16 protein-coding genes are annotated in these 26,419 nt (G+C 42.0%); 14 read left to right on the top strand and 2 right to left on the bottom strand.

Features of this window, described 5'->3' with window-relative positions; all coding sequences use genetic code 11:
- Positions 1–11 precede the first annotated feature (11 nt).
- The 14 genes from AC1XUE_RS03010 to AC1XUE_RS02945 all read left to right on the top strand — a co-directional run bounded on the left by AC1XUE_RS03010 (position 12) and on the right by AC1XUE_RS02945 (position 20,552).
- A complete protein-coding gene (locus tag AC1XUE_RS03010; protein WP_483354448.1) occupies positions 12–3,329 on the top strand; it encodes a UvrD-helicase domain-containing protein in 3,318 nt (1,105 codons plus the stop codon).
- 573 nt (positions 3,330–3,902) lie between these two features.
- Complete coding sequence (locus tag AC1XUE_RS03005; RefSeq protein WP_483354447.1) at positions 3,903–7,304, top strand: response regulator; 3,402 nt, start codon at positions 3,903–3,905, stop codon at positions 7,302–7,304.
- Between the two features lie 3 nt (positions 7,305–7,307).
- Complete coding sequence (locus tag AC1XUE_RS03000) at positions 7,308–8,123, top strand: CheR family methyltransferase (RefSeq protein ID WP_483354446.1); 816 nt, start codon at positions 7,308–7,310, stop codon at positions 8,121–8,123.
- A 63-nt stretch (positions 8,124–8,186) separates the two neighbouring features.
- Positions 8,187–10,094 (top strand): hybrid sensor histidine kinase/response regulator, encoded by a 1,908-nt coding sequence (locus AC1XUE_RS02995; protein WP_483354445.1) that lies wholly within the window; start codon positions 8,187–8,189, stop codon positions 10,092–10,094.
- 116 nt (positions 10,095–10,210) lie between these two features.
- A complete protein-coding gene (locus tag AC1XUE_RS02990) occupies positions 10,211–10,969 on the top strand; it encodes a hypothetical protein (RefSeq protein ID WP_483354444.1) in 759 nt (252 codons plus the stop codon).
- Positions 10,970–11,166: 197 nt separating this feature from the next.
- A complete protein-coding gene (locus AC1XUE_RS02985; RefSeq protein ID WP_483354443.1) occupies positions 11,167–13,014 on the top strand; it encodes a chloride channel protein in 1,848 nt (615 codons plus the stop codon).
- Positions 13,015–13,315: 301 nt separating this feature from the next.
- On the top strand, positions 13,316–13,750 hold the full coding sequence (locus AC1XUE_RS02980) for a MarR family winged helix-turn-helix transcriptional regulator (RefSeq protein ID WP_483354442.1): 435 nt from the start codon (positions 13,316–13,318) through the stop codon (positions 13,748–13,750).
- Positions 13,751–14,255: 505 nt separating this feature from the next.
- Positions 14,256–15,311 carry an acyltransferase family protein gene (locus AC1XUE_RS02975; protein ID WP_483354441.1) on the top strand — a complete coding sequence of 352 codons (1,056 nt, stop codon included), beginning with the start codon at positions 14,256–14,258 and terminating at the stop codon, positions 15,309–15,311.
- 1 nt (position 15,312) lies between these two features.
- Complete coding sequence (locus AC1XUE_RS02970) at positions 15,313–16,269, top strand: SGNH/GDSL hydrolase family protein (RefSeq protein ID WP_483354440.1); 957 nt, start codon at positions 15,313–15,315, stop codon at positions 16,267–16,269.
- Between the two features lie 174 nt (positions 16,270–16,443).
- Complete coding sequence (locus AC1XUE_RS02965; RefSeq protein ID WP_483354439.1) at positions 16,444–17,025, top strand: DUF4269 domain-containing protein; 582 nt, start codon at positions 16,444–16,446, stop codon at positions 17,023–17,025.
- Between the two features lie 60 nt (positions 17,026–17,085).
- Positions 17,086–18,447 carry a sensor histidine kinase gene (locus AC1XUE_RS02960; RefSeq protein WP_483354438.1) on the top strand — a complete coding sequence of 454 codons (1,362 nt, stop codon included), beginning with the start codon at positions 17,086–17,088 and terminating at the stop codon, positions 18,445–18,447.
- Between the two features lie 42 nt (positions 18,448–18,489).
- A complete protein-coding gene (locus tag AC1XUE_RS02955; RefSeq protein WP_483354437.1) occupies positions 18,490–18,864 on the top strand; it encodes a response regulator in 375 nt (124 codons plus the stop codon).
- Between the two features lie 48 nt (positions 18,865–18,912).
- On the top strand, positions 18,913–19,959 hold the full coding sequence (locus tag AC1XUE_RS02950; protein ID WP_483354436.1) for an adenylate/guanylate cyclase domain-containing protein: 1,047 nt from the start codon (positions 18,913–18,915) through the stop codon (positions 19,957–19,959).
- A 14-nt stretch (positions 19,960–19,973) separates the two neighbouring features.
- Positions 19,974–20,552, top strand: coding sequence for an HD domain-containing protein (locus tag AC1XUE_RS02945; RefSeq protein ID WP_483354435.1), 579 nt, complete (start codon positions 19,974–19,976; stop codon positions 20,550–20,552).
- 28 nt (positions 20,553–20,580) lie between these two features.
- On the opposite strand, the gene AC1XUE_RS02940 is transcribed toward AC1XUE_RS02945, so the two are convergent.
- Both AC1XUE_RS02940 and AC1XUE_RS02935 read right to left on the bottom strand, forming a co-directional pair.
- Positions 20,581–23,763 carry a cyclic nucleotide-binding domain-containing protein gene (locus AC1XUE_RS02940; RefSeq protein WP_483354434.1) on the bottom strand — a complete coding sequence of 1,061 codons (3,183 nt, stop codon included), beginning with the start codon at positions 23,761–23,763 and terminating at the stop codon, positions 20,581–20,583.
- A 94-nt stretch (positions 23,764–23,857) separates the two neighbouring features.
- On the bottom strand, positions 23,858–26,125 hold the full coding sequence (locus AC1XUE_RS02935; RefSeq protein WP_483354433.1) for a cation:proton antiporter: 2,268 nt from the start codon (positions 26,123–26,125) through the stop codon (positions 23,858–23,860).
- Between the last annotated feature and the right edge of the window lie 294 nt (positions 26,126–26,419).

The following is a 26,419-nucleotide window of genomic DNA, read 5'->3' as shown; positions in this document are numbered from 1 at the left end:
ATTGACAGCACGTGTTTAAAGTATACAGTTCATCGGCCGGTTCCGGAAAAACATATACACTAACCAAAGAGTACATCAAGCTTGCCCTGCATTCCAGTTCGGATACGTATTTCAGACAAATTCTGGCAGTAACCTTCACGAATGCTGCCGCAAATGAAATGAAGGATCGTATATTGCTGATGTTGAGGACCTTTGGAGCATACAGTTCTGAAGCTCAATTGCCACCAATGCTCAGAGATGTAGTCATAGAACTCTATCCCGATACAGCAATGGATGACGCTTTATTTGCGCAGGGATGTGAGCTGATTGCTGCACGTGCACAAATGGTTTTCCGTCAGATTCTGCATCGTTATTCGGATTTTTCTGTCATGACGATTGATAAATTTACACAGCGCCTGATCAGTAGTTTTACCGATGAACTGGGAATTCCATTTGGATTTGAAACACAACTTGATAGCGAACAGCTGGATGGTGCCGTCGACAGGCTTCTGGCACGAATAGGCCAGGAGGGAGAGGAAGTGCTGACGGGCATTGTTGAGAAATATTATCGGGAGAATGCGGAAGATGGTAAGAGCTGGGGCTCCTTGCCACAGAAAATTCGTGGAACTGCCAGCACACTATTAAGTGAGCAAAATTACTTACAGATGCAGCGTGTATCCGGCCTGGGAATGGAAGACTGGATAACGGTCCGTAATCAAATGAGGCAATTTGTCAAAGATAAAGAGGCTCGGATTACAGACCTGGCGACGCAGGGGTTTTTAAATATTACCAATAACTCATTGGTTGACAAAGACTTTTATCAAGGTATTAGAGGGATATATGGTTATTTTAAGGATCGATCAACAGGTAAAAACTTATGGATTGTACCTAATTCATATGTAAACAAGACCATTGGAGAACAAACCTGGTATAGTGCCAAAACCCCTGTCCTTGTTCGGGATTCAATCGACCAGATCCGACCGGAAATTGAAAATATCTTCCATCAGATCGAGAACATTCGTCAAACAGATTTTGAGCGGATTACACTTTACCAGCTGCTGGAGCGACACATTTATAATCTATCACTGCTGGGAGAGATCCGCAAGGAATTTGATGTGCTGTTGAAGCAAAACAATCAGATTCATATTTCAGACTTCAATAAGAAAATTCTTGAAATTGTTTCTCAGGAGCCTATCCCATTTATTTTCGAAAGACTTGGTGAAAAATACAATCACATCCTGGTAGATGAGTTTCAGGATACATCCAAATTACAGTTTGCTAACCTTCTACCGCTGATAGAAAATGCGCTTGCCAATGGCTATTTCAATCTGATTGTAGGCGATGCTAAGCAATCCATCTACCGATTCCGTGGCGGAGACATGGATTTACTGTTGAATCTGGCACAAAATCAGGTAATGCAGTTAACGACAGTCCTTGGCGAAAATTCGTTTAACGAGGAACGCTTGCATAGTTTGGATAATTATCTGACGGTGGATCACCTCCGTACTAACAGGAGAAGTTTTAGAGAAATTACTGAATTCAATAACCGCTTTTTCGCCTTTACTTCCGGCGACCTAAGTAAAGAATATCCCTTGGTGGGAGAAGTTTATGATCAGCACTTCCAGCAGGAAATTCCGGAAGGTGTATCAACCGGCGGCCATGTGCAAATGGAATTTCTTGATAAGCAGACACAAGGACATGAAACTACCGATGATGCCCCGGCAGTAATGGTATCCAGGGTCGTGGAACTTATAGAAGAGTTGAAATCTACGGGCTATAATTGGCGGGATGTAGCTATTTTATGCAGAAAAAAGGCCGAAGCGGCAGCTATTGCCAACATATTGAAAGAAAAAGGATTCCCATTGATATCCGACGACGCTTTGCTTCTGGCCTATTCAAGGTCAGTTCATTTTGTGATTTCATTCATGAAGGTATTACAATCGTCCGACGATAAGCTGGCAAGGTATGAGGCTGCGTATTTATTCCATCATATTATACGTAAACAGAATCCGGCATCCTCGGAGTACGAGGCCATGAGGAAGGTATGCACAGAACCGGGACTTGACAGCTTTCTTACCTATTTTTCGAAATGGGGCATTACGCTTACCGCCTATCGGTTAAGACAATTATCGGTATTCGAATTGAGTGAAAGACTGATTCAGACATTTGGATTGTTTGAAGTAAATTCTGATAAGGAGTATTTGTTTCGCTTTCTGGATGTAATACAGGAATTTGGTAGTCGCAGAACCAACCACCTGGGCGACTTTCTGATTCACTGGGAATCCGCCAAACACAAATTGTCAATTACAATTCCGGCTGACACGGATGCAATCAGAATAACTACTGTTCACAAATCTAAAGGACTGGAATATCCTGTGGTCATTGTTCCTTATGCCAACTGGAAATTTGCTCCTCAACCCAGCCTGGATCGTGTTTGGATTGATTTGGATGAGGTTGATTATGACGAGCTTTCTCTACCGGGAATGTCGGAGGAATCAAAAGCCAACAGGAAACTAAGAAGTTCCATGGTGTCGGTGCAAAAGGATCTGGAAAATACGCTTGTAGCTGATCAGTACGAAAGTGAAAAAACCAGAAAGCTTGTTGAAGCAATGAACCTGCTTTATGTAGCCTTCACCCGTCCCATTCAGCGGCTATACGTGCTGGCGACGAAAGAAAGTAAGTGGGAGGGATCGCCAAATACCGCTACCTGGTTGCACGATTATCTATGCCAGCCGGACTTGCAACCTGCATGGGACGATGCTGTTGCAAAGTACGTTTTGAGCGAAGGTAATGGAGCTTGTAGGCATGCCCATGTCCGAACTGATTCAGAGCCGTTTGTAATGAGTGAAATATTGAGTAACGATCGTACCGGCACATTGCGACTTCGAAGAATGGCAGATCGGATTTTCGACATAGAAACCTTTGAACCCAAATATGATCGCTTGCAGAAAGTACGTTATTTCCTAACTCGTTTACGGAGCATTTCAACCATCAATGAAACGCTGACAAGCTTGATTACAGAAGGCATTTTTACAAGTGTGGAGGCCAATGAGATCCTTCAGCACGTAGATTTTTTATTACAAAACCCTGTATTAAAGGATTTATACCACGACGAAAATCTGGTAAGAAACAATAGGGACATATTGTTGCCTGGTGGAAAAATGCTACATATTGACAGACTTGTTCAAAAGGTCGATGGCAACTATATCTTCATGTCATTTATTGGAGGTAATGGTACGGATGAACACAAAAGGCATTTGCGAAAGCTGATTCAGACGTTTAAAAATACTGGTAAAGAAGCGCAGGGCGTACTGATTACGCTTGAAAATGAAATGGTGGAGTGGGTCTAAGGTATTGGATGGATGCGATACCATAGGGCAAATGAAGGATGATCGGCGTTTATTATAGAGCGTCTGTCTGGTTGATGCCGACAACTTATTCTGAAATAGATAAAGCAGCTATATCAGGCCAGCCAATGCTGTATGCTCGTGAATTTACATGCATTGGTCATCAACGTTACTTCTTGTATGAATCACCCATAGTTACTAATCTTAGGAGCGGATCAAGGGTTTAATTAAATATATATAAAGTACAAAATACTTTGAGCTTTCTCGCCGACTGATAAAGATTATTTACCTAAGCTTTTGTAATATTTAGTTACAAAGTGAAGAGGGATTCTATCATTGACTTAGGTAAAACCTCAGTTACTAAAATAAATATGACAATTATATTATTAAATGATATATTTCAAATGTAGAATTTATTTTCATATAATGCCGTATAAATACAATTCTATGTATCAAGAAAATAGTTAACAAAAATCAAGAAATGTGACTTTTTTTGTGAGTTAAGTTGTCATTTTTCGTGATATTCACAAAAATTTTCGCCCGGTAATACTACAACAGTAGCGATATTCTCAACGTATGCGTCTTTCCTTTCAACAACAGATCCTGGCCGGGATCTCATTTTCTATTATTCTGGTAATCATAGTCGGGCTCACATCCTATGAAGCGCTGGTTCTTCAACAGCAAAATGGAGCTTTGGTGAATCATACCAGGGAAGTAATGAATTCTTCAACTACTGTCAAAAATCTATTGCTTACGGCCGAGTCAAATATTCGTGGTTATGCACTCACGAAGACAAATACTTTTGAGAATTCATACCAAACGGCTGTGGAGAACATATGGAATGAAGTAGACGATCTGAGAACGTTGGTCAACAATAATCCGGAGCAAACAGTAAGGATTGACTCACTTAGCCTGGTTTTAACAGGTAAGCTCGATGTGATGAATAAGCAGCTGGATATGATCAGCAGTAATAATTTTGATAGAGATTCATTAAGATCTTTTATTCTGCAGGGTAAAATGCTTACTTCCCGAATCGATTTCCTGTTTGACAGGATTGGCAATACTGAGCAAGCATTACTAATAGAAAGAGAAGCCAAAACGCGTGAGAGTGCCACATATGCCAAACTGTTTATCGTATGCGGAACCGGTATTTTTATGCTGGTGATCTTCGTGATGTTCTACTTTATAAGACGAACCTATAATGCACAAATACGCTCAGAGCAAAAGACAAACAACTTGAATGCCCAGCTTGAAACCATATCTGTTCAGGATAAAGAAAAGAATTGGATACTGAGTGCTGCTGCCGAGGTAGGAGTGGCCATCAGAGGGCAGCCATCAACGACAGGACTTGCAAACAGCTTAGTGAAAAAAATAGTGGAAATCACTGATGCTCAGGTAGCTGCTATGTACCTGCATTCGTCGCAAGGCAAGTTTTATGAATTGATGGTAGGGCATGGAATACAAAATCAGGAAATATTACCACCTATCATTCACCCAGGTCAGGGAGTTCTTGGCCAGATGGCTGCAGACAATACGGAGTTTAAAGAGCTTAAAGTGATGCCGGAGTACTTAGCAGTAAGCACTGCTACCGGAAGCAGCGAACCCGGCATAGTTATGGTTAAATCGTTGATGTATGAAGGGGGGATAATAGGATTTATAGAACTAGCCTTTTTGCAAAAGCCAACAAATAACGTTGCAGACCTATTGCAGACAATCGGGGAGAGTACTGCCGTTGCTTTGGTAGCCGCAAGAGCCAGGGAAATGATGCAGGAATTGCTTGAAAAGACTCAGAAGCAGGCAGAAGAGCTCGAAACACAACAGGAGGAGCTAAGTACTACCAATGATGAGTTGACACGACAGACCTCTCTACTACAGGTTTCTGAGGAAGAACTCAGAGTTCAGCAGGAGGAATTACGACAACTCAATACTGAGCTTGAGGAGAAAGCGGTTGTGCTGGAAGAACAAAAAAGCACACTGGAAGAAACAGGTAATCAGCTTCAGGCTAAAGCTGATGAGCTTGAAAAAAGTGGCCGATTCAAAAGCGAGTTTTTGGCAAATATGAGTCATGAACTCCGGACACCTCTTAACAGTATATTAATTCTGTCAAGGATATTACAGGAAAACAAGGCAGCGCGACTTAGCGAAGAGGAGCAGCGCTACGCCTCTGTAATTCACAATTCCGGTACCGATCTGCTTACACTGATCAACGATATTCTGGATCTGGCGAAGGTTGAATCCGGGAAGATAGACCTGCATTTTGAAAAAGTGTCAACGGAGCTTATCATGCTGGAAGTAAAAAATACTTTCCAGAAAATTGCCGAAAATAAAGGGCTTTCCCTCATAATTGAAAAAGCTGCAGATGCTCCGTCTGAGATATTCACAGATCAGGTACGTTTGCTGCAAATACTACGAAATCTGCTGTCCAATGCTGTGAAGTTCACGGCTGCTCCCGGTGAGGTCGCATTGCGTATTGCACAGCAATATAACTCCTGGATATTTACTGTGAGTGACACAGGAATCGGCATTCCCTTAGAAAAGCAGCAAACCATTTTTGAAGCCTTTCAGCAGGCCGACGGTTCTACGAGTCGTAAATATGGAGGGACCGGACTAGGATTATCCATCACGCGGGAGCTGACTCATCTTTTTGAAGGTAGCGTATCCTTGGAAAGTCAGCCTAATAAAGGTTCGGTTTTCACATTGACAATTCCGGTGGTAACAGGTAATGAGGAGATGACTAATATGGTAGCTGAGCAACCTATTCATTTTGTCGGTCATCATGAAAATGACCAGACCAATCACCGGTTACTCCTGATAGAGGATGACCCTCTTTTTGCAACCAATATGGCACATAGAGCCAAAAATAGTGGTTTTGAAGTAGCAATAGCCGGGAATGGTGCTTTGGGCCTGGAAATGGTTGCAAGTTTCAAGCCAACAGCTATCATATTGGATATGCATCTCCCGGACATGGACGGACAGGAAATTCTCAGAATACTAAAATCGAATGTTAAAACGAGTTTGATTCCCGTACATACGGTATCATCGGGCGAAGAAAGTGATTTCGATGCGAAAGGAGCCATCGGATTTATTCAGAAGCCTGTCGACAGAAAATCGGCGGAAGGGATATTTTCACTCTTGAAATTGGAAGGGAAAGATCTAAATAAGCAGCGATTATTACTTGTTGAGGATGATGAACTGCAAAGTAAGTATCTCGGAGATTTCCTTACAGACAACAACATTTTCGTTTTATACGCGTATTCCGCTGCGGAGGCAAAAAAAATATTAGCGAATGAGTCTGTAGATGGCATCATTCTGGACATCCGTCTGACTGATGCGAGCGGACTTGACTTTCTGGATGAAATCAAACAACAACCAGATTATCGCAATATCCCGGTGGTGATAAACACCGCAGAAGATCTTTCCCAACCTGATCTCTCGCGCATCATGAAATATGCGCATCCGGTAGTGATGAAAACACGGAAATCCAATGAGAGATTGCTGGATGAGGTGAAACTATTCCTGAAACAGATTAAACCTGAACCATTCGTTACACCTCTGTTTGAAAGAGAAAATACACGAGTTCCATCAGTAACACCAGTACTTTCAATAGGTGAAAAGATATTACTGGCAGACGATGATATGCGTAATATCTTTGCGCTGAGTGTGGTTCTGGAAGAAGCGGGCTTTACGGTAATTATTGCATCTAATGGTCGTGAGGCGATCGAAAAACTGGAAGAGACAAGTGACATTTCGCTGGTTCTTATGGACGTGATGATGCCGGAGATGGATGGGATTGAAGCGACCAGACAGATCAGAAAACAATCTAAATGGGCAGAGCTTCCGATTATAGCTGTTACAGCAAAGGCGATGCGTGGAGACCGGGAAGAGTGCATGGAAGCGGGTGCCAATGATTATATATCAAAGCCGGTAGATATCGACAAGCTGCTTTCACTGATCAAAGTCTGGACACATGCTTCGTAACATATGATGACACTGGATAATACAGTTCTTGAAGATTTGATCGTGCTTATCCGCGAGAATTCAGGTTTTGACTTCACAGGGTATAGCCGTCCGTCGCTGCTAAGACGAACAGAATCTTATTTGAACAAGCATGCGATAAGTTTGGAAGAGCTGTTGAGATATATCGATCAGGGAAGCAACGAAGCATCTGGTTTTGCTCAGGAACTCACAGTGAATTACACGGAAATGTTCCGGGACCCCGATTTTTATAAAACGTTGAAGTCAACAGTTTTCGGATATCTGGAATCTTATGCGGAATTGCGTTTCTGGGTTGCCGGATGTGCTTCAGGAGAGGAGGCATTTTCATTAGCTATTATGTTGAAGGAAAGTAATCTGAAAAATCGTAGCCTTATTTATGGTACGGATATTAATCAAAAAGTACTTGGTGTAGCACGGGATGGAGCGTATTATGTATCTGCCATGCGTAATTTTTCAGAAAACTATTTGCAGGCAGGGGGGAAAACTTCCCTATCGGATTATTATCATGTATCTTATGGGAAGGCTGTGATACATCCTGAAATCAGAAAACAAATTATCTTTTCCAGTCATGACCTGACCGGTGATGGAATTTTCAATGAATTTCAATTTATCAGTTGTCGTAATGTGCTGATTTACTTCACCCTTGAACAGCGTAGGAAAATATTCAAAAAGCTGTATGACAGCCTTGCACCCCTTGGATTTTTGTGTTTGGGAAAAAGAGAGACGTTGCGCGACTCAGGTTTGCAGGATTTTTTAAGGGTGGTGAATGAACCTTTGAATATCTATCAAAGAATAGTATAAAGCCGGTATAGAAATTTATAAATGGGCTTAAAAGGGGTTGTTCGCAATTCCAAATCAAAATTAATGGATAAAACAAAAGTATTACTTCTGGACGACCGGGAAGAAAACCTTCTTTCTTTAAAGGCAATTCTCGACAGAGATGATATTGCTATATATGAAACGACCTCACCTAACGAGGCACTCAGAATCGTATGGGATAATGATATTGCGGTAGCTTTGGTGGATGTTCAAATGCCTGGAATGGATGGTTTTGAATTTGCTGAAACGCTCGCTTCAAATCCAAAAACCAAAGAGATACTTATCATTTTTGTTACCGCAATATCCAAAGAAACTACTTATGCGGTGCGCGGGTTGAAATCCGGTGCAATAGATTACTTGTATAAACCACTTGATCCATACATTACCAACGCGAAGGTAGATGCCCTTATCAGGCTATCCAGAAGCCAGCGTGAAGTGAGGGATAAAAATCGATTACTTGAAAACTACGCTACAGTAGTCATCAATTCTCCGGACATTATTGCTACTGTAGAGCCGGAAACAGGAAAGATTAAATCCATTAATCCTTCGGTACAAACTATTCTGGGGCTTTCACCGGCCGCCCTTATCAACACATCGATGCTGGATCTGCTGGTGGAGCCAAGATCATCCAATTTACAGGAAGTATTGGTCAAGAGGTCGTATACCGAAGGGAACACTATTGTTGTAGAAGATCGATTCATAGGAATGTTAAGGCAACCTGTCTGGCTGGAGTTGCGTCTGATGTATAAAAACAGACTTTTATTTGTCAATCTCCACGATATAGGTAAGCGAAAGGCATACGAAAGGGACCTCGTGGAAGCGCAGCAGGCTGCCGAAAAGGCAAGAAAAACGAAAGAATCGTTTCTTGCTAACATGAGTCATGAGATAAGAACACCTTTAAATGGCATCATTGGTATAGCCAATGTGTTGGAAGCCACTGAACTGGATTATTCTCAACGAAACCTTCTGGAAATGCTGACACAATCCTCAGCTTCCTTGCTGAACATCCTCAATGATATACTAGACATCTCCAAGATTGAAGAAGGTAAATTTTCTATTGTACTGCAATCTGTGGATTTGCGAAATCTCACAAAAGGCATACTTGACCTGCTGAAGTTTAAAGCCGATGAGAAGCAAATTTCATTACGAAGCTATGTAGATCCTAATGTGCCGGAATGTGTAATGGCAGACGGGTTAAGAATTAATCAGATACTAATGAACCTCGCCGGTAATGCTCTGAAATTCACGTCGTCCGGTTCTGTGGAAGTACGTATTGAAAATACAGGCAGTGTGGGTCAGTTTCATCAGATACGGTTTTCTGTCACTGATACCGGGATAGGAATTTCTCAGGATGCGATGGTTAATATATTTTCAGAGTATGGGCAGGCAACCGATAAAACTGCGCACCAATATGGAGGGACGGGACTCGGACTTACTATTTCCAAAAAACTGGTTGGTCTGATGGATGGTGAGCTGAAAGTGTCGAGTAAGGTGAACCAGGGAAGCAAATTTTACTTCACACTGAACTTAATGGAAGAAAAAAGATCTGTCAATACGAAAGAAAGTATCCCTTTCAATGAACTGGCACCATTTACAGGGAAAAAGGTATTGGTTGCAGAAGATAATAAAGTGAATGCATTATTGATCAGAAAGTACCTGACAAGCTGGAAAGTAGATCTGAAAATGGTAGAAAATGGGCAAGAGGCTATTGATGCGCTTAATGATTCCTTATACGACATGCTCATTCTCGATACGCGTATGCCTGTTATGGATGGCTTTGAAGCCGCACGGTTTATCAGGCAAAACATGAAACTGAATATTCCTATTCTGTCGCTTTCAGCAACTGTGTTGGCTGAAGAGGTACAGGAAGCGCTTTCTGCAGGCATGAACGACACACTGGCTAAACCATTCCAGCCGGAAAAACTGCATGAAAAAATGAAAGCATTGATTTGAATAAACAATTGTTTTGTCGGGCTTTTTAACAATGATTTAGTCACTGGATCCGTACTGTAATCTGTATCATTTACGTTAGAATACCAGTTGTAAAATATAAAGATTTACTCTTTCAGATGAAAAATAGAATTAAAGTATTAATACTTGTAATATTTGCTGCCATAAGTGGATGCAGCTCTTCAAAAACAGTACCTTACGAATCGAAATGGAATGCTCCTTTTTCTTATGTTGATGAAATTAAACCAGATCAGCAAGATCAGAAATCCCGGCTTCGGTATGGCATTATCAATGATGATCAGTACGTATACATTACGCTGAAAACCAAGGATCCGGTTACAGTCCAAAAAATAGTTACCAATGGTCTCAAGGTATCTTTCAGTCCTGAAGGGCAGAAAAAAAATGCTTATTATCTGCTATTTCCTGTTGTTTTGAAAGAAGATAGAAAGGCATTAAAACGGATTGATACGGATATGCCTAATAGTTTAGGATTGAATTTATTGTTTGATTCATACAACAAAGAGGCAGTATGGAAGGATAAATCGGGACAACATTCTATTAATCTTGTAATTGGCGATGGCAGTATAAAGTCACATATTTCGATGGATCAAAACGGAGAGCTTACCGAGCAGATTGCCATACCACTTGGTCTGATGGAAGTTACTCCCGGAGAGAAGAATATGTTGGGCGTGAATATTTCCATAGAAGGACAGTCTTCTCAATCCGGTTTTTCTCCGAGAATAGGTATTGGAATGGGTGGTGGAATAGGAATGGGAGGCGGTATGGGGGTCGGCATAGGAACGGGTGGAAATCGCTACGGGAACGACGACAGAGGTGTAGATATACGCCTGGAAGTACGGCTTGCCAGCGCCAAATAAGATCGCGTCATTGTTCAGATGCAGGATGTGCCTGTAGTTTTTGAACTGACAGGTGAGTACACTGAATAAATAGGAAACTGTAAGTCAATTCGCTTGCGTATGCTCACAGTATTTGTTTCCTTGCGAATTGTTCCGATCTCAGGAATAACATTTACAACGATTTTCTGTGTTAGAAAATCGATCAAAATCTCCCTAGTGTGAAGAAAGATACCATTCGTAAGTTTTATAGCTTTCTCCGCTTCAAGCGTAACTTTTCCAAATATAGTCTGGAAAAAGCAAAGAGCTTTGAGATCATTATTTTCTGGCTGAAAAGTGTATTGTCAAGGTCTCAGTTTTTGATTCTTTCAGGTATTTTGGTGGGCTTTACATGTGGATTGGCAGGGGTTGTTCTTAAATCATTGGTACATTATATTCATTACCTGATCACTCATAAGGTGTATTTTGAAGATCAGGTTTTCTTTTATCTGGTCTTTCCTTTTCTGGGAATTGTAATTACGAGTGTGCTGGTAGTGGTGGTTTTTAATGGTCAAGACAAAAAAGGAATACCTGTAATTTTGTACGAAATTGCCAAGAATTCCAGCATTGTTTCTTCGGTAAAAATGTATTCGCAGGTTGTTCAAAGTGCAGTAACCGTTGGATTGGGAGGGTCGGCAGGATTGGAAAGTCCTATTGCAGTAACGGGCGCAGCTATTGGTTCTAATTTTGCCCAGACATATAAACTCAAATATAAGGAGCGTACTTTACTCTTGGCAGCAGGAGCAACCGCCGGAATCGCATCAGCATTTAATGCGCCTATTGCAGGGGTGATGTTTGCTATTGAAATTCTACTTGTGGGTGTTGTGTTTTCAGATTTTATTCCCCTTGTGGTTGCTGCTGTTTGTGGTAGTCTGGTCTCTAAAATATTGCTTCAGGAAACTGTATTGTTTCAGTTTACAAGTCGTTCTGCATTCGATTATCATAACCTCGGGTTCTACTTTTTTCTGGCCATTTTATGTGGACTTTATGCGCGTTATTTTGTACTCATTACAAAATATGTTGAAGAGTTTTTTAAAGAATTAAAATGGCACAGGCTACAAAAAGCTGTTTTGGGTGGAGCCATATTATCTGTATTATGTGTGCTTTATCCTCCCTTATTTGGTGAAGGATATGACACAATTAAGTCACTCACCAATGGGAATGTGAGGGAGATCATGGAAAATAGTTTTTTCCGTTTTATTGGTTACAGGGAATGGGTTGTTCTGGTATTTCTTGCTGTGATTTGTCTGCTCAAAGCATTTGCAAGTTCTATCACAATTTACAGTGGTGGAAATGGTGGAAACTTTGCACCTTCTCTTTTTTCCGGAGGAACATTAGGATTTGTTTTTGCGCTGTTCTGTCAGCAGATAGGTCTGGATCATGTACCCGTTGCAAACTTGGTTTTGGTAGGTATGGCAGGGGTAATGAGTGGTGTTTTGTATGCACCATTAACCGCTATTTTTCTGATAGCTGAATCCAGTTCAGGATATGATCTTTTTATTCCGCTTATGCTCGTTAGCGTCATGTCCTTCTTGATTGCAAAATGGTTTTCCCCCAACTCTCCTGATCTCCAAAAGCTGGCTGATGAAGGTAAAATTTTTACCCGTGAACATGACAGGAATTTACTGTCCATGTTGCACACCCCGGACCTGATAGATCAGGACATACAGGTGCTTTCCATCAATAGCACTTTTCCTGACTTACTGCATTTACTAAGATCGGGAAAACGAAATATCATTGCAGTAACAGACGAGGACGGACGTCTGTCAGGAATTATCACACTCGATGATTTGAGGCCGTACCTTTTCGAAAAAAATGCCTGGGATTCGCTAACTGTATCTGGTCTTGTGAGAGAACCCAAAACGCTTATTTACGAGTTCGACGATGTGGTTTCTGCAATCAGGAAATTTGATGAAGCCGGTGCATGGAATCTTCCCGTCGTAAAAGCCGACGGAACCTATGTGGGTTTCATTTCTAAATCTGGTATCCTTAATCGTTACCGCGAGTTGCTCCGTGCTTATTCGGAATAATACCTACCTGTATACTCCGATTCTATTCTTCAGGCAATCCTTTTTTAACAGGTAGTTTAGTATCAGTGCAATTTTCCTTTGTGTATTCGCAATACGCCTTCATCATTGTACGCTACAGCCAATTCTCGGCGCTATTATCCAATTCGCTATAAATTCCATTTGTAGTAAAGAGTGCTGTAGTGGCTACCTATTTTCAATTCTATAAGTAATTTATAAACAGATACTTGTATAAATAATTTATTTGATATATATTTGACTATTCAATTATATATCAAATATAACTCAAGTAAATATCAACTATATGTCAAGTTTATCTCCTACTTTAAAGTTCTTTTTGAATCTGAATGTATTGCAGTCAGTTTCGTCCAAACGCTTTGATACAAAGCTTCATAGTCATGGAATAAGTCTGAATGATTTCCTGATTCTTTACCACATTGCAAACGAGCCGGACGAAAAATTGCGTCGTACGGATTTGGCGGAGAAAATCGGATTGACTGCATCCGGAATTACTAGAATTTTATCTCCATTGGAAAAGCTCGGCTTGGTTAAGAAAGAAGCGAACGCCCGTGACGCACGAGTAAGCTACGTGAAATTATCTCCCGCCGGTAAGCGTATTCTCAACGATGCAATGGCAACGGCCGAAGCTACAGCAGAACAGCTTTTGCCCGAGTCAAAAGCTAAGAAAATGGAGGAATTTGTGAAATTTTTAAATGAGCTCAGAGGTACTATTCAATGAAGCAGTAAGCAGAGGCTCCACGGGAGTACTTGTTATATGTAGTGATCGGTAAGTGATTTTAATTGTATTTTACGAAGATTTTGTCTGTTAGGGAAGTAAGCCGATGCTGAGAATTTGTTCATCCCTACAGATGCTTTCTGAGGGAGTTATTGCAGGATGCCGGGTCACTATCTGGTACACATAAAAGTGTCGGATAAGCCAATCGCCAGGAGCAATTTTTCCATGATTGCAAGCGTATGTGCCTATGAAACAGGCTGATGTTTTCCTCAGTTTATTTCCCGGTGTTTTGTATGTTTTCGGGTAATGTTTGCTGCCATAGAAATGACTTAAAATTCGCCAAATTAAAGTATCCGCAGGGTGAGCGATATAATCTGACCTAATTGGCTAATTTTGCCTGCGACTTTTAAAAATAAGTGAAAGTACCAGCCCATGTTTTGAAGGCGGCTTTATATTTTCATTAAATCAAAATTTATTAAATCAACACACGTCGATAAGTAGTCAATCAATGCATGCTAATAATTTTCACTTTCTAAGATTTCTTGCTGCTGTTTTTGTAATTTATGGTCACTGCTTTCCATTGTCGGGACGTAGTAACTTTGACGACCTGCAGATACTTACAGGCGGGCTTTTTCCTACGGCTCACATGGGTGTATGTATTTTCTTTTCTGTCAGCGGATATCTTATTGCAAAAAGTCTGGTAAGCAGTACCGGCTACATACGTTTCATCTGGAAACGTTTTATACGCATTATGCCTGGACTGATTGCCGCTACCATCTTTACTATTCTGATTGTAGGTCCGCTTGCAACAGAACTTGGCATAAAGGAATATTTCACCTCCACGGAAACTTATCGTTATCTGAAATGTCTCAAGCTTTTTCCTCCCTATCCCGATGCCCTTCCCGGCACTTTTACAAAACTTCCTGCCAGTGCAACAAACGGATCTTTATGGACACTAGCCTATGAAGTTACCTGCTATGGTTTCTTATTAGTTGGCTACGCAATTTTTGGTAAGAATCTGAAATATGTATCGCTGTTATTATTTGTGTTGCTTTGGAGTTCTTTTTTATATTGGCAATCCATAGTGGATGCAACTACAATAACAATTCGTTTTATTCATCTGGATTTGGGACATCTGCTGAACTTCGGAATGTACTTTCTGTTAGGCAGTGTGATATTTTTCTTTCAGGATTTTATTCCTTACAAGGGTAGTATCGCAATTGTATTATTAGCGTTACTTCTGACTGTTTATTATTGCGCTTCCGTCCTGGGACTTTTCCCGCTTGCAGCCATTGGTATGGTCAGGTATCTTTTGGTACCTTACGTAGTTTTGTATCTCGGATTTAAAAAAGGGCCATTGAACAAATTTGGCAAGATTGGGGATCTTTCTTATGGGCTCTACATCTATGCATTTCCGGTACAGCAACTGATCGTTCAATATTTCTGGCCGCAGGAGATATCAATTACAGAAATGTTCTTGTATTCTTTATTGTTAACTTTACCACTTAGCTGGCTATCATGGAAATTTGTAGAAGAGCCAACTTTAAAGCTTAAAACACTGTAAAATGAAATTGAGAGGAATTGCATTGCCGTTTATTATAATCAGCATTTTTTCGTTCTGGCAATGCAGAAATGAACCTCACCCGGTACAAATGGGGGTGGATACGTGTACCAGCGTGGCGTTGTCAGACCCGGGAATCTTCATCAGTAAAATGCCTCAACCTTCCTTCTCTCTGGTATCCGGAAAAATCCCGTATGGATCGAAGGTGGTGCTACATGCAGATAGTCTTCCGGCTCCCGGAATATATGAGATCAGTGTGGATGAAGGTAAAAACTGGAAACCCGCTGCATGCTTCTCTGTAACTGACACGATGCATGTATGGGGGAGGACCCGCTATAAAAATATTCTATCGCCGGTTTCAAAAGCATCTTACACGATTTTTTACCAGCGCGTGCTCATTGTCGGGAATAGTATAACGTTGCATAGTCCGTTGCCGGAGCGCGGTTGGTTTGGAAATTGGGGGATGGCGGCGAGCGCACCGGATAAAGATTATGTGCATTTGATTTCTGCAAAGCTTAAAGCGCTAAATCCGGCTGTAGATATAAAGCTTTTGATTGCCGTTGATTTTGAACAAAACTACCGCACTTACGATTTCGCTACGGTGAAATCGTTTACCGACTTTGCTCCCGATCTGGTTATCATGCGTATTGCAGAGAACACAAAGATGACAACCCTCAATGATTATGAAAATCGGTACGACCGGCTGATCACGGAATTGAGATCAAAGAATACTTTATCCAAAGTAATTTGTACCACAAGTTTTTGGGCAAACACAGAAGAGGCCAGCTATCGTATCAGAAATGTGGCCCGAAACCGTGGATACGAAATCGCCGATTTTAGTGGTATGTTCCAAGATACTTCCCTTACAGCCATCAATTACTTCAAGGAACAGGACATTGGGATGCATCCATCTGATAAAGGGATGAAAGCCATTGCTGATGGTATAAGCAAGCATTTCTGATAGGTTTCAAAAGACGGTTCCCTCATACCTGAAATTTTAGCGTATCGAGGGGATTTTTGTTCCGTGCAGGAAAGATGATTTTTAATTCAATCTGACCGATGTGAGAAGCGATTCGCGCATTTCATATATGCAATGAAGTGCCAAAACTAATGAAATATAGCCACGATTGACCTGATGAAAGATTTTAGTAATATTGAATACTTGAAATCCGGTAATGCCAGGCAGCGCCAAGCCTATGATGTTCTGTCTGAAAATGCTATTTTGTCATTTCTGAAAGAGTTTGATCCACTTCTTGTTGGAACGATCCCTATTGGAATTGATCTGGAGCAGAGCGATCTGGATATCATATGCTACACCAAGGACATCGGGTACTTTTTTCAAAAGGTCGGTCAGCACTTTTCGCATATCGAAGATTTTGTAATCAGGATTCATCCGGATCGGGAGTCCGTGGTTGCCAACTTTCACATCCATGGCTTTGAGATTGAGCTATTCGGACAACCCGTACCTTCGGCCGAGCAGTACGGCTATCGTCACATGTTGATTGAACACCAATTGTTAGTGGCTTTCGGCGAAAACTTCCGAAAGGAGATCATTCGGCTCAAGTCTTCAGGATGTAAGACAGAACCTGCATTTGCATTAGCTCTTGGATTAAGTGGAAACCCTTACGAAGTGCTGCTTGCTTGCGATCTGGATGAAATGTTGGCAAAAGGATGGCGGCCAGTGGAGGATCATCACCGGGATTTTGGCAGAAAATAATTACTTTGTGACCTGATTATAAACTGTAAGCGAACCAACCTTTTATTCATAAACCAATCCATGGATTACTTTCTGGTTTCCTTTTTTCTGCTTGAACATATCCGTAAGACGCTGCATACCAAGGAAAAAATGCCTTATTGGCACAAACGCATTGATTATGCTAAATACATAAGCTATGCACTTGCCGCCGGTTTTTTTATCAGTGATTCGGCGTCGTGGTTTAGTTGGATAGGAAATGCTTTTTTGGCGTTGCTGGTTTTTACTGCTTATAAAAATGACGATTTCTATGACGTACGGGGCATAGTATTGTCCATCATTCCATTTATCGTAGTATCGTTTGTGCGGGATTTGGCAAGAATTGTCACTCCGTCATTTTACGACGACTATTCCAATTATTTTTCTGCAATCCGTTCATTCGCATTCGTATTGTGTTTTATTATCTGGCTTTTTGCACAGCGACAACTGAAAGAACTTAAGAAGGAACGTGAGGAAAGGCAGCGGGAAGAAAAGGAGATAATGGCGCAGAAGGAATCTTTGGAATACCTCGTTGCCGAGAGAACGCTTGAACTTACACTTCAGAAGGAAGAACTGCAAAAGGCAATTGAAGAGCTAAAGTCTACTCAAAATCAGTTGATTCAAAGCGAAAAAATGGCGTCCCTGGGAGAGCTCACTGCAGGTATTGCGCACGAAATTCAAAATCCACTCAACTTTGTAAACAACTTTTCAGAGGTATCAGTTGAACTATGCCAGGAGCTGGAAGAAGAGATTGAGAAGACAGAAATCAGCAGCGAAGATAAAGAGTATATCAGAGGAATTATCAGTGACCTGAGTCAGAATCAGGAGAAGATTACGCATCACGGTAAACGTGCGGATTCGATTGTGAAAGGTATGTTGCAGCATTCACGTACTTCGTCAGGTAATAAGGAAGAAGTGGATGTGAATGCGCTGGCAGACGAGTACATGCGATTAGCTTATCATGGCTTACGAGCAAAGAATAAAGAATTCAATGCCGCGCTGACCACTGATTTCGATGGAACAATGGGAAAAGTAAGCGTCCTGCCACAGGATCTGGGTCGTGTTTTCCTTAACCTGTTCACGAATGCGTTCTATGCCGTTTCGGAGAAGAAAAAGATGCTTTTAGAAAGTAACCCGGCGACCGACTACAAGCCTGAGGTGAAAATTTCTACCAAAAAATTTGCAGACAAGCTGTATGTCCGCGTAAGTGACAATGGAACAGGTATGCCGGAACATGTTAAAGCAAAAATCTTTCAGCCATTCTTTACTACCAAACCTACCGGCCAAGGAACAGGATTGGGGCTTTCCATGAGCTATGATATCATAACTAATGGTCATGGTGGTACGTTGGAGGTAGATACCGTACCAGGCGAAAAAACGGAATTCCGTATTACTATTCCTGTTTAAAAACTGCATTTGTTCTTACAAGAAGACTTAAAATACCTGACTATGAAAATACTGGTTGTAGATGACGAAATGGACGTGAAATCGCTTTTCGAGCAAAAGTTCAGAAAAGAAATCCGGAGTGGCGTTTTTGAGTTTTCCTTTGCCTTTTCAGGAGAGGAAGCACTCGGTTATCTGGCTGAGCATTCATCTGAAGTGGTTATGATATTGTCTGATATCAATATGCCGGGCATGAGTGGCATTGAGCTTCTCAAATCAATTCGTGCAGATTTTCCCTCTGCTCCGCCACAGGTCATGATGATTACGGCTTATGGCGATAGCCACAACCATGATCAGGCGATGCAACTCGGTGCGGACGATTTCTTGACCAAACCTGTGAATTTCATAGAGTTGAAGGAAAAGCTGTTGCTTGTTAAATGATTTCAAGGAAGACAGATTTGAGGTCTGTGCATCAATAATATACATGTTATGAAGGCTAAAATACTGGTTGTTGACGATGAAGCAGATCTGCAGTTACTGATCAAACAAAAATTCAGACGTCAGATCCGTGAACAGCAATATGAATTCATTTTCGCAGAAAACGGCGTCAAAGCGTTGGGAATGCTGGAAGAGCACGTCGATGTGGACATGGTGCTTACCGACATCAATATGCCTGAAATGGATGGGCTTACTTTACTCGTGCGCTTGGGAGAAACCAGTCCCCTGCTGAAATCTGTGATTGTTTCCGCCTATGGTGATATGGATAATATCCGTACTGCCATGAATAGGGGAGCTTATGATTTTCTCACCAAACCCATAGATTTTAAGGATCTGGAGGTGACCATGGAGAAAACCCTCACATATGTAAGCCAGCTGAAAGAAACCCTTAAAGCGGTGAGAGAAAACGATATTCTGCGCATGTATGTCGACTCCTCGGTATTACAGTTTATGACGCGGGATACATTTGGAAAGTCGCTTATGCTAAGCGAAAATATTGAAGCTACTGTTGTATTTATGGACATGTGTGGTTTCACTTCTATCTCGGAGCGCGAACCTGCTGATACAGTGGTAAGGCTGATTAACAAGTATTTTGATGTGATGGTGAAGGAAATCATCGCACAGGGAGGATTGGTAGACAAATTCATGGGTGATGCAGTAATGGCTGTATTCCGTGGAGATTATCATCTCGACAGGGCCGTAGAATGTAGCCTTGCCGTAAGAAACCAAATCGACGGATTTAAAGAAGAGCTTTCCGATCAATCGGATTATTGCCCGAAAGTGGCTATTGGTATTAACTCAGGTGAGATGGTGTCAGGGAATATCGGTTCAGCAGCACTTAAGAGGCTTGATTACACAGTGATAGGCGACGTTGTGAATGTGGCTCAACGTTTACAGGCAGCCGCACAGCCAGGCCAGGTGATTGTAGCAGAGTCGGGCTACGAAAAAATAAAGGAAGCTTTTAAATGTGCTCTCGTAAGTGAAGTAAAACTGAAAAACAAAGCGAATCCTGTGAGAATTTACGAAGTACTGGAATAGTCTGATGAATACTTATGCAAATTGAAGCCGCCCAAAAATATATCCTGTCAAAATTGGAGCAGGAATTAGCACCGAATCTGTATTATCATGGTATTCATCATACCCTTGACGTGGTGAATGTAGCATTACAGATTGCGGAGCAGGAAAATGTAACAGATTCTGAGTCTTTAGATTTGCTTAAAACTGCTGCCACTTATCATGATTCGGGTTTTCTGGTAACCTATTCGGGGCATGAAGCAGAAGGTTGCCGTATTGCACAGGATGTATTGCCTGGGTTTGGATATACACCAGGACAGATACAGATCATTTGCCGAATGATTATGTCTACCAAAGTACCTCAAAATGCAGCCACGTATCTTGAAAAGATACTGTGCGACGCCGATTTGGACTATCTGGGGCGAGATGATTTCAAAAGTATAGGGGAGACGCTTTATGCTGAACTTTCAGTAAGGAGCCTGATTGGAAACAGGCAGGACTGGAATCAGTTGCAGATACGTTTTCTGGAGAGCCATCAGTATCATACAAAACGATCACGTTTGCTGCGGGAGCCCCAGAAGCAGGCTTACCTGAACGAGCTCAGAGAAACAGTTTAAAGCTTTCTCTGAGCTCTTCGCAGCCATTTTATATAGTTCCGGACAAGAGGCGCATTTTTTCGTTTTGAACCCGTATCCTCTGACAAAGAATTCTCAATACATTTTTCAGAATTTCATCGCGTTCTTCCATCAATTCGAAGAAATCTTCCTGATCTATCCGGAAAAGCAGCACATCTGTTTCTGCCACCGTGGTAGCGGACCTTGGCTCGGTATCCAGCAAAGCAAGTTCTCCGAAAATCTCTCCTTTGTCAAAACGCGCCAGTTGTTTGGTTTCATCGTAAATGCCGATTTCGCCCGCATAGATGACGTACATACTGTCGCCGATATCGCCTTTTGCAAATATCCGCTGGCCTTCCTGATACTCCACTTCCTTCATAATAGGAGCAATAGAGCTAAGTACATTTTCAGGGGTGTGCGAGAAAAGCTGCGTATTTTTCAAAACGATGATACGCTCTATTTCTGAGATTTTAACTGGGTTATGAGATGCTTTCATTGTTATTTGTAATGCTGCTTCGCGTATCAGATTATTGGAATGACCAAGTATTGAATTGTTAAATATAGTTCCGTGAGGTTGTTTACGAATGGCGAGAGCGATAGTCCATGGTGTAAACTGGCGCTCCTGTTGCTGCAGTATGATCTGTTGCAACGGCTGGTGATCCGGCTGGTTACCCAGGTATTGTCTGAGTATTTCTAGTTTATTGGCAGCATCGCTGTCTTCAAAAAGCGCACGTAAAACCGGATAAAGTGACCGAGGTATCAGGTTCTCAATCATTTCGAGGGAATTAGCTCTTTTTTCTTTTGAACTATGACGAATTCCCTTCCAGGCATTCACTACAGAATCTCTTTCGTAGCGCATCATAAAGATGTAAAAAAGGCGTTGCTGACAAAGTGCCAGTTCATATTGCAATGCATCTTGCCAGGTTCGGTCGTCCTCAGCACTATCCGACTCCGTAAATAACTGAAATGCAAACGCTATTTCTTTATGAATGAAACTTTCGGTAACAGCCTGCTGATCAATATTAACTGAGTAATAAGAGAGCGATTTGAGTACAGATAAATGTAAGGAAAGGGTTGTATTTTCTTTAAGTTTATTACTTTCTAAAAGGTATATTCTTTTTAAAAGTTCGAAAAGTATAGATTGTATAAAATCACTTTTATTCTTTTCCGCTGTTTTGACAAGGGCGAATAAATTCCTGTCGGAAGTATCATCGCTAAGCCATTGCGTCAACGCTTCTTCACCGGCAGCACCTGCATTGATTAATGCAGCTATTACCTTCCGGGAAATACTTTTGGGAGCGTTGAAATTCAATGCTGCAATTTGCCCGGAAGTACCGTGCGAAACGACTGTGATCATGGCGGCCTCGTGAACAGCGGGCGTACCGCCGGCAATCAGTTTTCTAAGGTGATCATCGTAAGTCTGCAGTCCTATTACATTCAGACAAGAGATAGCAGTCAGCTGATCATTTTCGTTTTCTGACGCCAGCAAACGACGAAGTGTACCATGAACGAGCGGGAGGGACTTGCCGACTTCCCAGCAGCCGATAATGGCTCCTCTTACAATATCCGCATCGGCATGAGCCAGATACCGGGATAATCTCTCTCCGGAAAGCTTGGGAGATTTACAGGCGATTCGTACTGCGAGTGTCTGGCAGGGTGTGTCAGTTTCTGTTTCAATATAAAGGAAAAAGAACGATGACAGCTCTGGTTCCTCGATAAGGGCCAGCGACTGCAAGGTTTTCAGCCTCACCTGAACCGCAGGATTTTTCAGTAAAAAATCAATATTGTTCTTCAATGCCTCCACATCATTGCGGGCAAGCCATTCTATGGCATTGATGACTTCCTCTTTCCTGCTGCTTTTTATATTTTCCTTGATAATCGGAAGTGCTTCGGCCTGAGAAGGAAGCTCGCCGCTGCGGATAAAACGTTTACTGATCGCATTTTTTAGCTCAACAATATAGGCGCTGTATGCTTTTCGGAAAACGAATAATGCTGCTACCGCAAAGAGCAATGAAAGATCGAAGGTAAGGCTGATATTGGAAATGTGATTCCTGTAAATCAGCCACAGAATAAGACCTGCAATCAGCATGCCGAGCGGTTCATAAAATCCTTTTGCCAGTGTATGCCCTTTCAGCCTGTTTTTAGTGGATAGTGGTTGGAATAAAACCAGGAACACTGAGTCGAAAATCGTTCGCCGTACTATTTCAAAGAGGAGATAAGCGGCACAGTAATAGACAAGCAAAGATGGCTCGTCCTTACGGAAATAAGAGGAGATCAATAAACCGAGAGATACCACAACCGTTGTAAGTGGCAGAAGATACAGGGCATACTTTACGCCGAAACGCTCCACAACTTTGCCGGAAAGAAGCACTTTAACGAGTGTACTGATCAGGTATGTTGCAGTAAGTAATGTCCCGACAAAGACGATGACATCGTGCTGGCTGTGAAATTTATACTTCACATTGACAAAAAAATGATATTCAATCCAAGTTGCTGCCGCAGCTACAGCCACCATGCCAATACATAAAGCTGAGAGCAACTTATTCCCTTCAAAATATTTCTGAATCACCTTGGATCCGTCATGGCTTGTTTTTCTAGGCCGTGCATGATGCGGATTGGGAATATCGGTATGTCTGAAAGTGAGTATCTGCGTATAAAGCGCCAGGGCGAAAAATACAATGGAGATAACAAGCAGGATCATCAGCACAGATGGAGAATGGATCAGTACGGCCAAAACAGCACCCAGCGCCTTTGCAGGCATATCGCCTGAGCCAATCACGCCAAATACTCTTTTACTTTGTCTTACATCAAAAACAAGCGCAGAAAGTCCCCAGAATTCCAGGTTGATTAACAGATAAATAACCCTGTAGCCGACCATAATCGCAATCGCTGTTGCGATGCCGTGGCCCATACCCAACAGGATCATCACTACCGCAACCATGAATAAAGCCGCCGCCATTGTTCCCAGACTCAGTTTTCTTAATGCCAGGTGATGCTCATAATATTCGTATATTTTGCCAGCCAGCATCACAGTGATTGCCGCAGCCATGTAGGCCAGTGGCAGAGAATATTCGGGATGATTTTCCAGCAGCAACACATTTGCCGACACATACACCAGGGTAGTACCGACGTTAATGAAGAAGTTGTGAAGGAAAAAAAGTAAGGTTTGTTTATTGATTTTATCTAAAATGGTCGTTTTTAGGCTGGGTGTCATAAATCAGTAGTCGATGCTGTCTTTTGCGTAAAATAAATACTAATTCTTTCTCTTTAAAAACGTGCTGATGCCCGGTCAAAGAGAAATCGGGACGTTACTTACGAACAACAAGTACAGAAGGTGAAAAAGAGAGCCATAAACTATGCGATTCTACAGCCATTTTCCAGCTGTCATAGCTGATCATCATTAAATCCTGTTGCTGAAGAAACTCCTTTTCCAAAGCATTCTCATAATAGATTTTTACGTTGCCCTTGGTTGAGGATTCCATTGTGTGAAAGAACTTCCGTGCATCCTGATTTACCTCCAATAACCCTGAAGGGTCTATGATTGTGATTTTTACATCAGGATTGGCGTTCATCCGCACTGCGAAACTCAGCAAAAAGATATCTTCTTTGTTGAACAGAGGTATAAAAATCTTGCGTACCGCTGTCAGGTTCTTATCGATCAATAGGGCTACATGCGTTTTAACAGAGCGGATTACATGACTAGTACGTTCGTCAAATATATCGTTATGAAAGAGCTTTTCCTTACCTGTAATGGTGTCGAACAGCCGCACGGGACTGATGATTTTTGTCGTGATTCCCAATACTTTCCCAAGGAGGGTTCCTTCAAAAACACTGTGACCGACGCCCATCAGCAACAGGTCAAAATTACCGTGGTTAGCTGTTTGGATCAAGTCATGTTCAATATCCTGAGACGGCTTGAAAAGAGTAGCAACAGGTAGTTGAAGCGCTCGGGCTTCGTCCAGAACCGGATGGAATGTTTCCTGCTCATACTGTTCTGTATTGGTATGGTTGAGGTAACTGCTTGGCGTAAGATGCAGCGCTGTGACTTTCTGGTTTGGATCTGCAATCAGCAAAGCTTTGGCTACTTTTAACATCTTTCTCGCTCCGAGCGGACTGGCAAATGCCATGGCAATTGAGAATCCGGACTTGGGTACATCCGCATCAGCTGACTCCTGGGCAACGGGCATAAAGCGATCAATCAAGTCAAGCGCGGGGCCTGTCATACATGTGGTTGCCAGCGCCATAATAACCATCATCGCAAATATTTCAGGAGATAATACACCTATATCGTATCCAATGTTAAGCACAACCAGCTCCATTAATCCGCGTGTGTTCATCAAAGATCCGATAATGAGGCTGTCGCGCCAGCTCTGCTTAACAAAGCGCGCTGCTACCGCGCTCCCGATAAATTTACCCACAACAGCCGCCGCTATGATCCAGCCGGTTATCTGCCATAGGTAGGGATCGTTGATCAGACCGATTTGTGTACGAAGGCCAGTAAATACGAAGAATAAGGGAAGGAGCAATACCATCGATACGTCTTCGACCTTTTCTATAAATATATTGCGGAAGTTCAGATTGTCAGGCATGATAACCCCTGCCATAAATGCACCAAACAGAGCATGTATTCCAATTACTTCGGTGCAATAGGCAGAACCGATCAGCATCAGAAAGAAAATGCCTACAACAGGTTTCGTAAGTCCTTCTTTATAACTGTAATGATCACCAATTCTTTTCAAAACAGGCTTTACTGCGTACACCATAATCGCCACATAAGTAGCCGCCAGAATAATTGTATATATGGAGCTCACAAAAGACCCAGCTTTCACGATGGCAATGACTGCTGCCAGAATACACCATGCCGTAATATCGTCGGTAGCTGCGCAGGTGATTACCATCATGCCAAGCCTGGTTTTGGACAATCCTCTCTCCTGTACAATCCGGGCCAGAACCGGAAACGCTGTAATGCTCAACGCGATACCTATGAATAAAGCGAATGATAAGAAGTTAATGTTATCAGGCGCAAAGTCTTTGTAAATAAAGAGTGCAAGACCAACTCCCAGCGAGAACGGAAGCACTATACTGGCATGGCTGATGACTATGGCTTCCTGTGCTTTGGTTTTCAGCACTTTCAGGTCAAGTTCCATCCCAATGATGAACATAAACAGTATAAGTCCGATCTGACTGAGGAATTGTAAATTTCCCAGGGATTTGAGAGGGAAAAGAAAACCGGAAAATTCAGGAAAAAACATCCCGACTACCGACGGACCCAGAAATATACCTGCCGCAATTTCACCAATAACGGATGGTTGACCTATTTTTCTGCAAAACCAGCCAAAAATTCTGGCTGTGATGATGATGGTGATAATCTGTAAAAGCAGTATCGCAAGTGGATTCGTGAGGTCGTGGAATAAGGTATCAGTGAACTGATCAAAAGATGACAGGTTCTGGCTTTTCTGTATTAATGCTAGTTGTGGATTTTCAAGTAACTGCCCCTGGATCATAAACCAGTAAAGTAGTACCGAGAGTGCTCCGATGGTAATTGTGTAGAATAGTACGTTGCGTATGTTCTTCATAAATCAGTGGGGAGTGAAGCTTGCAAAATACTAAAATTATACGACTGCAGCAGTTTTTCGGTGTTTAAGGTTTAATGAACAATTTGTTATAGTGAGTCAAAACAGGGTAGATGATGCCGTTTCATTTCTATGTTTTATGTAATGTTCAACCCTTAACCGGGTTGCTGTTGAGCTGGCATTATCTGCATCCCCCGGGTTTCACCCGGCGTTATTCGTATTCAAGACCTCCGGACTTGTTTTGTTGTATGCATAGAAGTGCGGGAGCAAATAGCACGTATCTGGTGAGGAGAAAGA

This window comes from Dyadobacter sp. HNCC25DJ187, assembly GCF_056895255.1.
The sequence above is the reverse complement of the archived record's forward strand: the minus strand, read 5'-3'. Positions and strand labels throughout refer to the sequence as shown.

Excerpts from the sequence above, each read along its gene's own strand:
- AC1XUE_RS03005 (WP_483354447.1), top strand. The coding sequence starts at position 3,903 with ATGCGTCTTTCCTTTCAACAACAGATCCTGGCCGGGATCTCATTTTCT.
- AC1XUE_RS03000 (WP_483354446.1), top strand. The coding sequence starts at position 7,308 with ATGATGACACTGGATAATACAGTTCTTGAAGATTTGATCGTGCTTATC.
- AC1XUE_RS02995 (WP_483354445.1), top strand. The coding sequence starts at position 8,187 with ATGGATAAAACAAAAGTATTACTTCTGGACGACCGGGAAGAAAACCTT.
- AC1XUE_RS02990 (WP_483354444.1), top strand. The coding sequence starts at position 10,211 with ATGAAAAATAGAATTAAAGTATTAATACTTGTAATATTTGCTGCCATA.
- AC1XUE_RS02980 (WP_483354442.1), top strand. The coding sequence starts at position 13,316 with ATGTCAAGTTTATCTCCTACTTTAAAGTTCTTTTTGAATCTGAATGTA.
- AC1XUE_RS02975 (WP_483354441.1), top strand. The coding sequence starts at position 14,256 with ATGCATGCTAATAATTTTCACTTTCTAAGATTTCTTGCTGCTGTTTTT.
- AC1XUE_RS02970 (WP_483354440.1), top strand. The coding sequence starts at position 15,313 with ATGAAATTGAGAGGAATTGCATTGCCGTTTATTATAATCAGCATTTTT.
- AC1XUE_RS02965 (WP_483354439.1), top strand. The coding sequence starts at position 16,444 with ATGAAAGATTTTAGTAATATTGAATACTTGAAATCCGGTAATGCCAGG.
- AC1XUE_RS02960 (WP_483354438.1), top strand. The coding sequence starts at position 17,086 with ATGGATTACTTTCTGGTTTCCTTTTTTCTGCTTGAACATATCCGTAAG.
- AC1XUE_RS02955 (WP_483354437.1), top strand. The coding sequence starts at position 18,490 with ATGAAAATACTGGTTGTAGATGACGAAATGGACGTGAAATCGCTTTTC.
- AC1XUE_RS02950 (WP_483354436.1), top strand. The coding sequence starts at position 18,913 with ATGAAGGCTAAAATACTGGTTGTTGACGATGAAGCAGATCTGCAGTTA.
- AC1XUE_RS02945 (WP_483354435.1), top strand. The coding sequence starts at position 19,974 with ATGCAAATTGAAGCCGCCCAAAAATATATCCTGTCAAAATTGGAGCAG.
- AC1XUE_RS02940 (WP_483354434.1), bottom strand. The coding sequence starts at position 23,763 with ATGACACCCAGCCTAAAAACGACCATTTTAGATAAAATCAATAAACAA.
- AC1XUE_RS02935 (WP_483354433.1), bottom strand. The coding sequence starts at position 26,125 with ATGAAGAACATACGCAACGTACTATTCTACACAATTACCATCGGAGCA.